Below are 13,502 nucleotides of genomic sequence, written 5' to 3' on the forward strand. Positions count from 1 at the left end.
TGGACCCGCTGGAACCGGCCGAAGACGCTACCGAGCTGTAAGCGTCAAGCGGATTGGCGATGACTGCGGCGAAACTCGCCGGGAGTCTGGCCGCTCCAGCGTTTGAAGGCCCGTTGAAAGGCTTCGGCTGAGGCAAAACCCAGTAGGTAGGCGATTTCTCCGAACGCCAGTTCGGTATCGCGGATGTAGGTCATGGCCAGGTCGCGACGCGTGTCATTGAGGATCGCGCGAAATTGCGTGCCTTCCTCGGCGAGTTTGCGGCGCAAGGTCCAGGTTGGCAGCTTCAGGCGTGCAGCCACTTCTTCCAGGTCGGGTTCCCGGCCACCATTGAGCAATGGCCCCAGTAACTGAGTGATACGTTCACGCAGGCTGCGGGTGCGTGTCAGTTGCTCCAGTTCCCGCTCACACAGTTGCAGCAAGTGTCGCCAGGTGCTCGGGCAGTGTTCCGGGTTGCGCTGGGCGAGGCTGGCGAGGCTCAAGCGCAGTTGATTGTGCTCGCAGCCAAACTGGATCGGACAGTCACCCAGCACTTCATAAGCCGTTCGGTAATCCGGCTCTTCGAACTCGATCTCGATACGTTCGGCCCGCAACGGGGCAGGGCTGATGCTGGACAACTGCTGTAACCAGCCAGCAATGATCGAATCCACCACGAAGCGGTTGTAGGCGTTGTAAGGGCTGATGGAATAAAACCGCAGCCAGGCGCCTTGGGCGTCTTCGTGAAAACTCGATTGACCGCGATAGTTGGAGCCATACAAGGCTTCGAAGCGAATCAGACAGCGCGCGGCTTCTCGCACCGTTGGCGCTTGAGCGGCCGTGACCCCGGCCAGGCCGACCTGGCTCAGGCGACTGAGCTGACCCATGCGCAAGCCAAGTGCCGGGTTGTCGGTCAGTTGAATGGCGCTGTGGCCCAGGCGCATGTAGCGCGGGATCGAGAGCCGGGCGCCCGCTTCGCTGAGGCGAGCCGCGTCGAGGCCGTATTGTTCGAGCAGCGGCTGAGGGTCTACACCGTGGCTGCGCACGGCGTCGGCCAGGCTATGAACAAAGCCCACCGACAAATCGCCGAGGCGCATCGGCAACGGCTTCATCGGTTACAACCAGAGGTTCAGCAAGCGCGCGCCACGGGCATTGCCGTCGGCGAACTGCTGCCCGTTGCTGCTGAGAAAACTTTGACCGGCGCTGCCCTTATCCCAGAACTGACCACGCAGGAACACGCTCATGCCAGCGATTGCCTGGCTGCTGGGCGGTTGAGCGGTGAGTGTCAGACGATGCCAGGCCTGGCCCTCGCTGAGCTCCCCGGCCTTGAGACTGACCGAGCCGGGCGTCGACAGCCCCTTGTAACCGCGCCACGGTTTGTCCCAGGTGCCGCGCCCGACCACAAACGCCGGGACCGCGACGAACTGCGCACCCTGGTCGTCGAGCTTGCGGTAATTGTCCGGGTACCAGCTGTCGCTGCCGATCAGCACGCCCAGGCGTCCGGCCGGGGTATCGACGACGTTGAGCGTATGCTCGCCGTTGGCGGCAATGACTTCATGTTCGTCGAAAATCGGGTGCATCTGGCGCTGGGGCTGGCCGATCGGCAGGCCATCGCGACCGAACACCACGCTGCTGTTGTACAACGCGCCGCGGCCGATTTTCAGGGTGCCGTCGATGATGCTGGGCTCGGGTAGCACGATGGAGCCCGCCACCAACGTCACGTGGAATTCTTTGGCCAGACCACCAAACAGCGCCTGGTAGTCCTTGGCCATGCCTTTGGCCTTCATGCGCAGGTGCGCGTCGTCCAGACGTTTTTCGCCCTTGGCGCTGATCAGTGCGCGGACGAACTTCAGTGGGTTGCTGACCGCCAGCCAGTTCATGGCCTCCTTGAGCGTGGTGGCCTGGTACAGCTCATCTTTCTCGCCGCTGACCATCAACCAGGTGCCGACATGTTCGGGCAGGACGACGATGGTTTTTTCATTCAGCAGGCCCTGGTCCCGGGCCTTCTGCAAATAAGCCGCCAGCTTGCGGTGCAGGCGCTCGGGGCTTTGATAATCGGTGGGAAACAGCTCGGGCTGGATGCCCAGCAAATTGCCGCGATCAGCGGGTGTGCCTTGGTCGACCGCGAGGTTGATGCGCAGGTCCGACAGGTAATGACCCACCGGACGGTCCGCGGCCCACATGGCGTAGGTCGTAAGGGCGGCAATCAATGCCATGGAGAAGGTCAGGTACAGAAGTTTGCGCATGGGGAAACAGTCAACGGCCGTGTGCAGGATTCGCGACTAGGGTAGGGCGCATACCGGCACTTGCCAAGGGGCGCTGCACATTTGGATCAATAAGTTGTCAGTTACGGTCATTGAGTGACGGCGGTGTGACTCTTAGTCTGTCCAACATGACTGACGGGGGCCGTAGAGCTCCTGCACTTTTTCCGTGATCGCTCGATGTGGAGTTACCGATGGCCGCCACTCATTACCCGCACTTGTTGGCCCCGCTGGACCTGGGTTTTACCACGCTGCGCAATCGTACCCTGATGGGTTCGATGCACACTGGTCTTGAGGAAAAGCCCGGCGGTTTCGAGCGCATGGCGGCGTACTTCGCCGAACGTGCCCGCGGCGGCGTTGGCCTGATGGTCACTGGCGGTATTGGCCCGAACGACGAGGGCGGGGTGTACTCCGGCGCAGCCAAACTGACCACCGAGGAAGAAGCGCTCAAGCACCGGATCGTCACCCGCGCGGTGCACGAGGCCGGCGGCAAGATTTGCATGCAGATCCTTCACGCCGGGCGTTATGCCTACAGCCCGAAACAGGTCGCCCCGAGCGCCATTCAGGCCCCGATCAACCCGTTCAAGCCAAAAGAACTGGACGAGGAAGGCATCGAGAAGCAGATCAGCGATTTCGTCACCTGTTCGACCCTGGCGCAACAGGCCGAGTACGACGGTGTCGAGATCATGGGCTCCGAAGGTTATTTCATTAACCAGTTCCTCGCCGCCCACACCAACCACCGTACTGACCGCTGGGGTGGTAGCTATGAAAACCGCATGCGCCTGCCGGTGGAAATCGTCCGTCGGGTGCGCGAAGCGGTAGGCCCGAACTTCATCATAATCTTCCGCCTGTCGATGCTCGATCTGGTGGAAGGCGGTAGCAGCTGGGAAGAAATCGTCACGCTGGCCAAGGCCATCGAGCAGGCCGGCGCGACCATCATCAACACTGGCATCGGCTGGCACGAAGCGCGGATCCCGACCATCGCCACCAAAGTGCCGCGCGGCGCGTTCAGCAAAGTCACGGCCAAGCTGCGTGGCTCGGTGAGCATTCCGCTGATCACCACCAACCGGATCAACACCCCGGAAGTGGCCGAGCAGATTCTGGCCGAAGGCGATGCCGACATGGTCTCCATGGCGCGGCCGTTCCTCGCCGACCCGGATTTCGTCAACAAGGCCGCGGCCGGCCGTGGCGATGAAATCAACACCTGCATCGGTTGCAACCAGGCCTGTCTGGACCACACCTTCGGCGGCAAGCTGACCAGTTGCCTGGTGAACCCACGCGCCTGCCATGAAACCGAACTCAATTACCTGCCGGTGCAGCAGATCAAGAAAATCGCGGTGGTCGGTGCCGGTCCTGCGGGTTTGTCCGCAGCGACTGTGGCCGCCGAGCGTGGCCATCAGGTGACGCTGTTTGATTCGGCCAGCGAAATCGGCGGCCAGTTCAATATCGCCAAGCGTGTGCCGGGCAAGGAAGAGTTCTTCGAAACCTTGCGCTATTTCAATCGCAAACTGCAGACCACCCACGTTGAGGTGTGCCTGAACACCCGCGTCGACGTGGCGAAACTGGTCGAGGGCGGTTACGACGAGATCATTCTCGCCACCGGCATCGCGCCAAGAACCCCGGCGATTCCGGGTGTCGAGAACGCCAAGGTGTTGAGCTACCTGGACGTGATCCTTGAACGCAAACCGGTGGGCAAGCGCGTCGCGGTGATCGGTGCCGGCGGTATCGGATTTGATGTCTCGGAGTTCCTGGTTCAACAAGGCGTGGCCACCAGCCAGGATCGCGAGGCGTTCTGGAAGGAGTGGGGCATCGATACGCATCTGCAAGCGCGCGGCGGTGTCGCCGGCATCAAGGCTGAACCTCACGCACCGGCGCGTGAAGTGTTCCTGCTGCAACGCAAGAAATCCAAGGTCGGCGATGGCCTCGGTAAAACCACGGGCTGGATTCACCGCACCGGTCTGAAAAACAAGCAGGTACAGATGCTCAACAGCGTCGAGTACCTGAAGATCGACGACGAGGGTTTGCACATCCGCATCGGCGAAACCGGCGAGCCGCAGTTGCTGCCGGTGGACAACATCGTGATCTGCGCCGGGCAGGATCCGCTGCGTGAATTGCACGAGGGGCTGGTGGCGGCCGGGCAGAACGTGCATTTGATTGGCGGCGCGGATGTGGCGGCAGAGCTGGATGCCAAGCGTGCGATCAACCAGGGTTCGCGTCTGGCTGCGGAGTTGTAATCAACACAGTCCCTGTGGCGAGGGTATTTATCCCCGTTCGGCGGCGAAGCCGTCGTAATCCATTAGACGCGGTATGGTTGGAAAAACAGGGGCCGCTTCGCAGCCCAACGGGGCGGTGCGACGTTTCGATAAATCCCCTCGCCACAAGGCTGTTAAGATGCCGGTTCTTCACCCAGAGCCGGTATCGATGCTTCTCCCGCCCAACGATTGGCTACCCCAGGCCCCCCTAGAACCCCTTCATCTCGGCTGGCTGACCAACGCTGGCATCGAAGTCGCGATCCTGCGCCTCGACCAGATCGACCCGCTGATCAGCGGCAACAAGTGGTTCAAACTCATCGAGCACCTGAAAGCCGCTGACCGGATCGGTGCCAAAGGCATCATCAGTCTGGGCGGTGCCCACTCCAATCATCTGCATGCATTGGCCGCGGCGGGTAAACGTTTTGGTTTCACCACCGTTGGCCTGCTGCGCGGTCATCCGCAAGAAACGCCGACGGTGAAAGACTTGCAGGCGTTCGGCATGCAGTTGCATTGGCTGGGTTATGGCGGTTATCGAGCGCGGCACGAGCCGGGTTTCTGGCTGCCATGGCAGGCGCAGTATCCCGATCTGCATCCGGTGCCGGAAGGTGGCGGCGGTTTGCAGGGCGCAAAGGGTTGCATGCCGCTGAGGACAATGGTCAGCGAGCAACTGAACGGTCTGGGCTGGAGCGACTACGACGGTTGGTGGCTGGCCTGCGGAACGGGCACCACCCTGGCTGGTCTGGTGCTGGCCGAGGCGGGTGAACACCCGGTGTATGGCGCGCTGGCGGTGCCCGACGATCATGGTGTGGCACAGCAAGTCGAATCAATTGTGCAAGAGGCGGGTTTACCGGATCGCGCTTATGAATGGTTCGACGCCAGCCGTGGTGGTTTTGCCAAAATCGATCCGCTGTTACTCGAATTCATCGATCAGACCGAACAGGCCAGCGGCATTCCCCTCGAACCGCTGTACACCGGCAAAGCCCTGTTGGCGCTCAAGCAGCAAGTAGAAGCGGGAAGATTTGAAAGCGGCACGCGCCTGATCTTCGTCCATACCGGCGGTTTGCAGGGCCGCCGGGGTTTCCAGTGAGCGGCGGGATTCACCCGCGCTTGGGCATCATCCGCAGCAAGGTGTTATCACCCACGACATAGTGGTGATAAATCCCCGCCACGGCGTGCAGGCCGATCAGCCAGTAACCAATGGTGCCGCCGAGTTCATGCCAACCCTGTATCTGCTTGGCCAACGCCTTGTCCTCCGCGACCAGCAATGGCAAGTCGAAGCCGAAGAACATCACTTGGTGACCCTTGGCGCTGGTGACCAGCCAGCCCAGAATCGGCATGGTGATCATGAAAATATACAGCGCCCAGTGCATCAGTTTGGCCAGCACGATCTGCCAGTGAGGCGAGGCCGGGAAGATTTTCGGTGCCGGGCCCAGGCTTCGAGCGAATAGCCGCAGCCAAACCAGGACAAACACCAACAAACCCAGCATGAAGTGCGATTCGGTGATCAGCGTCCGGCCGCCACTGCCTTTTGGAAAGATCCCGCGAAATTCGATACAGGCATAAACCAGCGCCAGCAGGACCAGCATCAACCAATGCATCGCGATCGATACGGTGCTGTAGCGTGAGTCGGAGTTCTTCCAGGGCATACGGTGTTCCTCACAGGTCAGGTCGAGCCACCGCTCTTGTTCGGCGGTGTGCTTTAACTGTAATCCGCTTTGGTGGATTTGCCTGTGGCTATTTGGGCGTGCAATGCTCTGGATCAAGTGGTTGGCCACAAAAAAGCGCCAGTTCCGTTAAGGAATTGGCGCTTTTTTATGCTGCGGCAGGCGCAATCAATCGGTTTGTGGCATCTCGCCCTTGGCCAGACGCTTGTTGATATCGGCGATCACTTGCGGCAAATCGGTGATGGTGTCGATCATGTAGTGCGGGCGCGAGCCTTCGAACATCCCGTGGATGCGCTTGCGTTCGCTGTCCAGTCGGTCGCTGCCGAGGGCGCGGTAACCTTCGTAGTCCAGGCCCAGCGCATTACCGGAACAAATCAGCGCCACGGTCCACATGCCGGCGCGACGACCTTCAAGAATGCCCGGCACGGTGTCGTCGATCTTCACGCAGGCTGCGACATCATCGATCCCGAGGGCGATCACGTTGGCCAGCGCCTGGGCCGGCCATGGACGACCGTTGGGCACTTCGTCGGTGGCGACCACGTGATCGGCGACGTAGCCGTTGGTGGCGGCCAGTTCGACCACCTTGTCCATGACCTGTTTCGGGTAGCCGGAGCAGGAACCGATCTTGATTCCTTGCTGGCGCAGGTTGGCGATGGTGTCCAGCGCGCCCGGAATCAGCGCCGAGTGCTCGGCGATTTTCTCGATTTGCAGGGGCATGAAGCGTTCGTAGATGGCGGTGACGTCATCGTCGGTCGGCGTGCGGCCGAACACGGCGCGATAACGTTCGGCCACTTGCGGCTGATCGCACAGGGTGCGGATGTGGTCCCACTTGCCCATGCCCATCGGGCCGCGGGCTTCTTCGATGGACACCTGGACGTCGAATTCAGCGAAAGCTTCGACAAAAATCTGCGTTGGGGCGAAGGAGCCGAAATCGACCACGGTGCCAGCCCAGTCGAGGATGGCGGCTTGCAGTTTGGTTGGGTTTGTATAGTTCATGGTGATCAAATCCTGTGGCAACTGGCTAATAGAGGCGCTGTTTTTTGTGGGAGTGAGCCTGCTCGCGATAGGGCCCTGTCAGTCGACATCAAGGGTGAATGTCAGTCCGCTTTCGCGAGCAAGCCCGCTCCCACAGGGGATTGCGGTGTGAATCAGATTTCGAGGACTTCCATCTCGCGCAGTACTTCGGCGATTGCCGCCACCGCTGCGTGCATCTCGTCCTGGTTGACGTGGCCAATGCAGCCGACGCGGAAGGTTTCGACCTGGGTCAATTTGCCGGGATAAAGGATGAAACCCTTGGCCTTGACGCGCTCGTAGAATTCCTTGAACTGGTAACGCGGATCTTTCGGCGCGTGGAAGGTGACGATGATCGGCGCCTGAATCGCAGCGGGCAGGAAACTGCGCAGCCCCAGTTTGGCCATGTCATCGAGCAGCACCTGGCAGTTGTTGGCATAGCGCTGATGCCGGGCGGGCAAACCACCTTCTTCGTTGTATTGCAGCAGGGCTTCGTGCAACGCCGCGACCACGTGGGTCGGCGGGGTGAAGCGCCATTGGCCGGTCTTGGCCATGTAGGTGTGCTGATCGAAAAGGTCCATCGCCAGCGAGTGCGAGTTGCCGGCGGCATTGGCCAGTGCTTCTTTGCGAGCGAAGACAAAGCCCATTCCCGGCACGCCTTCCAGGCATTTGCCCGAGGCGGCGATCAGCGCGTCGAACGGCACCTGTTGCGCATCGATCGGCAAGGCGCCAAAGGAGCTCATGGCGTCGATGATCAGGCGTTTGCCGTGTTGCGCGATGACGTGGGCGATTTCCGGCAGCGGGTTGAGGATGCCGGTGCTGGTTTCGCAGTGAATCAGCGCGACGTGGGTAATGCTGGCGTCGGCACGCAGCAGGCGGTCGACGTCGGCGGCGGTGGTCGGCTCGTCTTCGGCGGTTTCGAAGGTGCTGAAGGAGCGGCCGAGTACTTCGCAGATTTTCGCCAGGCGTTTGCCGTAAGCGCCGTTGATCAGCACCAGGACTTTGCCGTCGCGAGGCACCAGCGTGCCGATCGCCGCTTCGACCGCGAAGGTGCCACTGCCTTGCAGGGGCACGCAGTGGTGGCTGTCGCCGCCGTTGATGATCGCCAGCAGTTGTTCGCACAGGCTGGCGGTCAGTTGATTGAAACGGTCATCCCATGAACCCCAGTCGACCATCATCGCCTGACGGGTGCGGGCCGAAGTGGTCAGTGGGCCGGGGGTGAGCAGGATGGGTTCGGCAGTACTCATTCTCGTGTCCTCGCAATCGATGGGATGAAGCTACGGGGCTTAAATTGCAATTTGCTGTGCTATCAATCAAATTGTTTGTTGTTATGCCAGCCATCAGTGAGGGTTATTCATGAACCTGTTCCAGCTCCGCGCATTCGATGCGGTGGCCCGCGAGGGCAGCTTCACCCGGGCCGCGGCGCGACTGTTCATCAGCCAACCGGCGGTCACCGGGCACATCAAGGCGCTGGAGGAGCATTACCAGATCACCCTGTTGCGGCGCACCGCACGACGGGTGGAGCTGACGGAGGAGGGCACCAAACTGGCCGCGATCACCCGGGCAATGTTCGGTCTGGCCGAAGAAGCGCAGGTGATGCTGGAAGCGAACCGGCAGTTGCTGACCGGGCGTCTGGAGGTGGCGGCGGACGGGCCGCACATGGTCATGCCGATGCTCGCCAGTTTGCGCGCGCGGTATCCCGGCATTACCGTGAACCTGCGGCTGGGCAATGCACAGGAAACCCTGGCGGCGTTGTTGTCGGAGCATGCCGACGTGGCGGTGCTGACCGAGGTCGAACCGCGCAAGGGGCTGCATTTGCAAGACTTGAGCGAATCACGGATTTGTGCGCTGGTGCCCGACGGTCATCCCTGGGCGCAGATGTCCAAGGGGGTGCCGCTCAAGGCGCTGGATCAGGTGATCATGGTGTTGCGCGAGCCCAGTTCGATCACCCGGCGCACTTTCGACGAGGCGTGCGCAGCGGCGTCGGTTAGTCCACGGGTGTTACTGGAGCTGGACAGTCGCGAGGCGGTGACCGAAGCCGTCGCCGCAGAGTTGGGGATTGGCGTGGTGTCGTCGGTGGAGGTCAGTCATGACCCGCGGGTGGCGGCGGTGCCAATTCTGGGTGAAGGGTTGGTTAACCGACACATGATTGGCTGCATGGAGCGGCGGCGGGATTTGCGCTTGATACAGGCGTTTTTCGATTTGGCGCCAGTTAGATAAACCGCAGCGCCTGCATCGCGAGCAGGCTCGCTCCCACAGGGGATCTATGTTGGCCGCAGATTATGGATCGTTCCCACGCTCTGCGTGGGAATGCCTCAATGGACGCTCTGCGTCCGCTTTGGGACGCGGAGCGTCCCGGGCTGCATTCCCACGCAGAGCGTGGGAACGATCAGGGGCCGGGCCTGCCTACACAAGACTTTCGCGTACCATCTCCAGAAACGTCGCCACCACCCGCCGCGAACTCTGCTCGCGCAAGCACACCAGCGTCTCGGTCAATCGCCGTTTGCAGTCGGTAATCGGCAACGCGCAAACCCTGGAATCTGCACCGAACTCGGCGGCCGACACCACACCGACACCAATCCCCACCACCACCGCCTCACGCGCCGCTTCCCGGCCTTCAACCTGAATCGCCGGGCGGATACGTAAGCCTGCCTGAGCCATTTCTTCTTCCAGTGTCTGGCGCGTCACCGAGCCGATTTCCCGCAGCACCAACGGCGTGTCATCCAGATCCGCGAGGCAAATCGACTCGCGGTCGGCCCACGGATGATGGCGCGAAACGAACGCCACCATCGGGTCGTTGCGCAGCGGCAACGAGATCAGACGCTCGTCACTCACCTCCCGGCCCAGCAGCGCCAGATCGGCCTGGTAGTTGAACAACCGGAACAGCGATTCGTCGGTGTTGCCAGTTTCGATCTTCACGCTGATGCCGGGGTAGCGCTCACAAAAGCGAGCAATCTGCGGCAACACATGCACTGGCGCATCCACCGCGAGAATCAGGCTGCCGGTTTGCAAGGCCCTGGAGTCATGCAAGAGCTCCTGCGCCTCGGCCTCGATAACGAACAATCGTTGAGTAATGCTCAGCAACCGCTCGCCCAAATCCGTCAGCCGGACCGAACGTTTGTTGCGGTGGAACAGCAGCACACCGAAGCGCTCTTCGAGCTTGCGCACTTGGTCGGAAATCGCCGGTTGCGTGAGGAATAGCCGCTCGGCGGCTTTGGTAAAGCTTCCGTGGACGGCCACGGCGTGGAAGGCTTTGAGCTGGGCGTGGGAAACCGACATCGAAACCTCCAGTAACAAGCTGAGCTTATATTGGAAATACGATAAATCGATTTCACTTATTAATCAGTAATTGTTTTTATCCACCTCAGCCCCGGTGACTGGTCAGTCGAACAGCGTCGGCGGCCATGAGCCTGTGCATGCAACAGCAGGACTCATCTGACCGATATCGCCAAAGGGAAGCCGCGATATCGAAGTGCTCAACAATAAAAAAACAGGCGTTATTTCTCAATTTCTGCCGGCACACTCACACCCTGAGGTCAGAACCACCATGAACAAGCACATCGGCACCATCAAGCGTTGGCGCGTGCAGATCTTCGCGATCACCTGGCTCGCTTACGCCGCGTTCTACTTCACCCGCAAAGCCTTTTCCGTGGCAAAACTGGGGATCGCCGAAGACCCCACCTTCATGCTCGACAAAATGGCCATGGCCAACCTCGACGCCATCTACCTCACGGCTTATGCCATCGGGCAATTCACCTGGGGCATCCTGGCCGACCGCTTTGGCCCAAGGGTCGTAGTGTTTGGCGGGTTGTTGATTTCAGCGGCAGCAGCCTTGGTGATGGGCAGTTTTGCGACGTTGCCAATCTTCGCTACCTGCATGTTGATCCAAGGGTTTGCCCAGTCCACCGGCTGGTCCGGGCTGTGCAAGAACCTCGGTAGCTTCTTTCCCGCCGAACAGCGCGGGCGGGTGCTGGGGTTGTGGAGTTCCTGCTACGCCTTTGGTGGGTTGGTGGCTTCGCCGTTTGCTGGCTGGTGGGCGTATACGCTGATCGGCACCTGGCATGCGGCGTTCTTTTCCAGTGCGGCGGTGGTTGGGCTGGTCGCCGTGCTGTTTTTTATTTTTCAGCGCAACAAACCCGAAGACGTTGGCTTGCCGGCGGTGGAGCCGGAGCCGGAACTGACGGCGCAAGAGGCCGACGCGCAAAGCAAAATCAGCATTCTGGAACCGTTAAAGGAAATTCTGCGCAACCGCACCGTGCTGGTTCTGGGCCTCGCATACTTTCTGCTGAAACCGGCGCGCTACGCGATTCTGCTCTGGGGCCCGGTGATCGTCTTCGAGCAGATGCCCTCGGTGGGCAAGGTCGGCGCGGCAATCATTCCGACCGCGTTTGAACTGGCCGGGTTGCTTGGGCCGATCCTGCTGGGTCTGGCTTCGGACAAACTGTTCGGCGCCCGACGCATGCCGGCGTGTGTGCTCAGCCTGTTGGCGCTGACGGTGACCCTGGCGTTGTTCATGGGCGCCCTGCATACCGGCAGCGTGATGCTGGTGGTGGCGCTGCTGTTCGTCATGGGCCTGACCCTGTACGGACCGGACTCGATGATCAGCGGCGCGGCCGCGATCGATTTCGGCACCGCCAAGGCGGGCGCCACAGCGGCCGGTTTCGTCAACGGTTGTGGTTCGGTCGGGGCGATTCTTGGCGGATTGCTGCCGGGCTACTTCGACTCGGTCACCGTGTTCATCGTCTTCGCCGGCTGCGCGCTGTTCTCGGCCCTGGTGCTGATCCCGCACTGGAACAGCCGCCCGGCTGGCCTGCGTGCCGAAAGCGCTTTCGTGCCTAACCAACGGATGACTGTAAAACCTCTGCGTAGCTGAACCCCTTTCCCTCGCGGCTTGCTGCGCCTGCGGCAGGCTAGCGGGTGGACATCTGACTGGAGATTTCCAATGAGACCCTTTTGGCTGGACCAGGCCCTGAAGGCCGATGTATCCGACACCTGTCCGGCACTGGAAGGCGACACCCGGGCCGACGTCTGCATCGTCGGCGGCGGCTACACCGGGCTGTGGACAGCGATCATGCTCAAGGAACAGAACCCCGAGCTGGATGTGCTGCTGATCGAGGCCGATATCTGCGGCGCTGGCGCCAGTGGGCGCAACGGTGGTTGTGCGCTGTCGTGGTCGGCCAAGTACTTCACCCTTGAACGGCTGTTCGGCGTCGAAGAAGCGGTGCGACTGGTCAAGGAGTCGGAGCGCAGCATCCATGCCATCGGCGCCTTTTGCGAGCAGTACGCGGTGGACGCCGATTACCGCCTCGACGGTACGCTCTACACCGCCACCAACCGTGCCCAATGCGGCTCGACCGATGCCGTGATCGCGGCGTTGGAGCGCAATGGCATCAACTCTTTCACCCAACGGCCGGTGTCCGATGTGCAACGCATGGCCGGTTCCAGCAAACATCTGGAAGGCTGGTTTTCCCCGGCGGCGGCCAGCGTGCAACCGGGCAAACTGGTGCGCGGCTTGCGCCGGGTGGCCTTACAACTCGGGGTGAGGATTCACGAGCACACCGCCATGACTGGGTTGCAGGAGGGCAAGCCTGCGGGGATACAAACCCTCAACGGCACCGTTCGCGCGGATCGCGTGGTGCTGGCGATGAACGCCTGGATGGCCCGGGCGTTTCCACAGTTCGAGCGCAGTGTGGCGATTGTTTCCAGCGACATGCTGATCACCGAACCGCGACCTGATCTGCTCAACGAGATCGGCTTGACCAGCGGCGTCACCGTGCTCGATTCGCGGATTTTCGTGCACTACTACCACAACACTCCGGACGGCCGAATCATGCTCGGCAAGGGCGGCAACACCTTTGCTTACGGCGGGCGAATGTTGCCGGTGTTCGATCAGCCATCGCCCTATGCCGGTTTGTTGCAGCACAGCCTGAGCGAGTTCTTCCCGGCGTTTGCCCAGGTCAAGGTCGAGGCGACCTGGAACGGTCCGTCTGATCGCTCGGTCACCGGTTTGCCGTTTTTCGGTCAGATGAGTGCCAGCGGCAACGTGTTTTATGGTTTCGGATACTCCGGCAGCGGGGTTGGCCCGTGTCATATGGGCGGGCAGATTCTCGCCTCGATGGTTCAGGGACTGGACAACGCCTGGACCCGTTCGCCTCTGGTCAACGGACCGTTGGGCTTGTTTCCGCCAGAACCGATTCGTTACCTCGGCTCCCTGATGGTGCGCAACGCCATTCGCCGCAAGGAACGCGCCGAGGATCACGGGCGCCGGCCACGGCATCTGGATGTGCGTCTGGCGAAGTTCGCGGCGGCGGCCGGCAAGGCCGACAAGGGCTGACAAGGGC

11 protein-coding genes are annotated in these 13,502 nt (G+C 61.3%); 5 read left to right on the forward strand and 6 right to left on the reverse strand.

All coding sequences use genetic code 11. The features are described from left to right. Window positions 1-44: 44 nt before the first annotated feature. Both IB252_RS23845 and IB252_RS23850 read right to left on the reverse strand, forming a co-directional pair. Window positions 45-1,085, reverse strand: a complete 1,041-nt coding sequence (locus IB252_RS23845) for an AraC family transcriptional regulator (RefSeq protein ID WP_076028021.1) — start codon at window positions 1,083-1,085, stop codon at window positions 45-47. A gap of 3 nt (window positions 1,086-1,088) precedes the next feature. After that, window positions 1,089-2,219 carry a carbon-nitrogen hydrolase family protein gene (locus tag IB252_RS23850; RefSeq protein WP_111449078.1) on the reverse strand — a complete coding sequence of 377 codons (1,131 nt, stop codon included), beginning with the start codon at window positions 2,217-2,219 and terminating at the stop codon, window positions 1,089-1,091. A gap of 209 nt (window positions 2,220-2,428) precedes the next feature. Between IB252_RS23850 and IB252_RS23855 the strand changes: the two genes are divergently transcribed. Further along, window positions 2,429-4,468: an FAD-dependent oxidoreductase gene (locus tag IB252_RS23855; protein ID WP_192410470.1), complete on the forward strand. Its 2,040-nt coding sequence runs from the start codon at window positions 2,429-2,431 to the stop codon at window positions 4,466-4,468. A 187-nt stretch (window positions 4,469-4,655) separates the two neighbouring features. Next, on the forward strand, window positions 4,656-5,573 hold the full coding sequence (locus IB252_RS23860; protein ID WP_192410471.1) for a 1-aminocyclopropane-1-carboxylate deaminase/D-cysteine desulfhydrase: 918 nt from the start codon (window positions 4,656-4,658) through the stop codon (window positions 5,571-5,573). Between the two features lie 10 nt (window positions 5,574-5,583). On the opposite strand, the gene IB252_RS23865 is transcribed toward IB252_RS23860, so the two are convergent. The 3 genes from IB252_RS23865 to IB252_RS23875 all read right to left on the reverse strand — a co-directional run bounded on the left by IB252_RS23865 (window position 5,584) and on the right by IB252_RS23875 (window position 8,408). Beyond that, window positions 5,584-6,132: a cytochrome b gene (locus IB252_RS23865; RefSeq protein ID WP_192410472.1), complete on the reverse strand. Its 549-nt coding sequence runs from the start codon at window positions 6,130-6,132 to the stop codon at window positions 5,584-5,586. A 186-nt stretch (window positions 6,133-6,318) separates the two neighbouring features. Further along, on the reverse strand, window positions 6,319-7,146 hold the full coding sequence (phnX, locus tag IB252_RS23870) for a phosphonoacetaldehyde hydrolase (protein ID WP_192410473.1): 828 nt from the start codon (window positions 7,144-7,146) through the stop codon (window positions 6,319-6,321). Between the two features lie 152 nt (window positions 7,147-7,298). Then, complete coding sequence (locus IB252_RS23875) at window positions 7,299-8,408, reverse strand: 2-aminoethylphosphonate--pyruvate transaminase (RefSeq protein ID WP_095128895.1); 1,110 nt, start codon at window positions 8,406-8,408, stop codon at window positions 7,299-7,301. A gap of 109 nt (window positions 8,409-8,517) precedes the next feature. Here IB252_RS23875 and IB252_RS23880 point away from each other — a divergent pair, with 109 nt between their 5' ends. Next, window positions 8,518-9,381, forward strand: a complete 864-nt coding sequence (locus IB252_RS23880) for a LysR substrate-binding domain-containing protein (protein WP_192410474.1) — start codon at window positions 8,518-8,520, stop codon at window positions 9,379-9,381. A 186-nt stretch (window positions 9,382-9,567) separates the two neighbouring features. Here IB252_RS23880 and IB252_RS23885 read toward each other — a convergent pair whose 3' ends face one another. Further along, window positions 9,568-10,440 (reverse strand): LysR family transcriptional regulator, encoded by an 873-nt coding sequence (locus tag IB252_RS23885; RefSeq protein ID WP_111449071.1) that lies wholly within the window; start codon window positions 10,438-10,440, stop codon window positions 9,568-9,570. Between the two features lie 268 nt (window positions 10,441-10,708). On the opposite strand from IB252_RS23885, the gene IB252_RS23890 reads away from it, so the two are divergent. Further along, window positions 10,709-12,034, forward strand: coding sequence for an MFS transporter (locus tag IB252_RS23890; protein ID WP_111449070.1), 1,326 nt, complete (start codon window positions 10,709-10,711; stop codon window positions 12,032-12,034). 69 nt (window positions 12,035-12,103) lie between these two features. After that, on the forward strand, window positions 12,104-13,495 hold the full coding sequence (locus tag IB252_RS23895) for an FAD-dependent oxidoreductase (RefSeq protein WP_192410475.1): 1,392 nt from the start codon (window positions 12,104-12,106) through the stop codon (window positions 13,493-13,495). The last annotated feature ends 7 nt before the right edge of the window (window positions 13,496-13,502 follow it).

The organism is Pseudomonas sp. PDM10, from assembly GCF_014852295.1.
Taxonomy (GTDB): Bacteria; Pseudomonadota; Gammaproteobacteria; order Pseudomonadales; family Pseudomonadaceae; genus Aquipseudomonas.

What these genes read in the sequence shown, in the direction of transcription:
- IB252_RS23875 (WP_095128895.1), bottom strand. Translation starts at nt 8,408, where the DNA reads ATGAGTACTGCCGAACCCATCCTGCTCACCCCCGGCCCACTGACCACT.
- IB252_RS23880 (WP_192410474.1), top strand. Translation starts at nt 8,518, where the DNA reads ATGAACCTGTTCCAGCTCCGCGCATTCGATGCGGTGGCCCGCGAGGGC.
- IB252_RS23890 (WP_111449070.1), top strand. Translation starts at nt 10,709, where the DNA reads ATGAACAAGCACATCGGCACCATCAAGCGTTGGCGCGTGCAGATCTTC.
- IB252_RS23860 (WP_192410471.1), top strand. Translation starts at nt 4,656, where the DNA reads ATGCTTCTCCCGCCCAACGATTGGCTACCCCAGGCCCCCCTAGAACCC.
- IB252_RS23895 (WP_192410475.1), top strand. Translation starts at nt 12,104, where the DNA reads ATGAGACCCTTTTGGCTGGACCAGGCCCTGAAGGCCGATGTATCCGAC.
- IB252_RS23865 (WP_192410472.1), bottom strand. Translation starts at nt 6,132, where the DNA reads ATGCCCTGGAAGAACTCCGACTCACGCTACAGCACCGTATCGATCGCG.
- IB252_RS23885 (WP_111449071.1), bottom strand. Translation starts at nt 10,440, where the DNA reads ATGTCGGTTTCCCACGCCCAGCTCAAAGCCTTCCACGCCGTGGCCGTC.
- phnX (WP_192410473.1), bottom strand. Translation starts at nt 7,146, where the DNA reads ATGAACTATACAAACCCAACCAAACTGCAAGCCGCCATCCTCGACTGG.
- IB252_RS23850 (WP_111449078.1), bottom strand. Translation starts at nt 2,219, where the DNA reads ATGCGCAAACTTCTGTACCTGACCTTCTCCATGGCATTGATTGCCGCC.
- IB252_RS23855 (WP_192410470.1), top strand. Translation starts at nt 2,429, where the DNA reads ATGGCCGCCACTCATTACCCGCACTTGTTGGCCCCGCTGGACCTGGGT.
- IB252_RS23845 (WP_076028021.1), bottom strand. Translation starts at nt 1,085, where the DNA reads ATGAAGCCGTTGCCGATGCGCCTCGGCGATTTGTCGGTGGGCTTTGTT.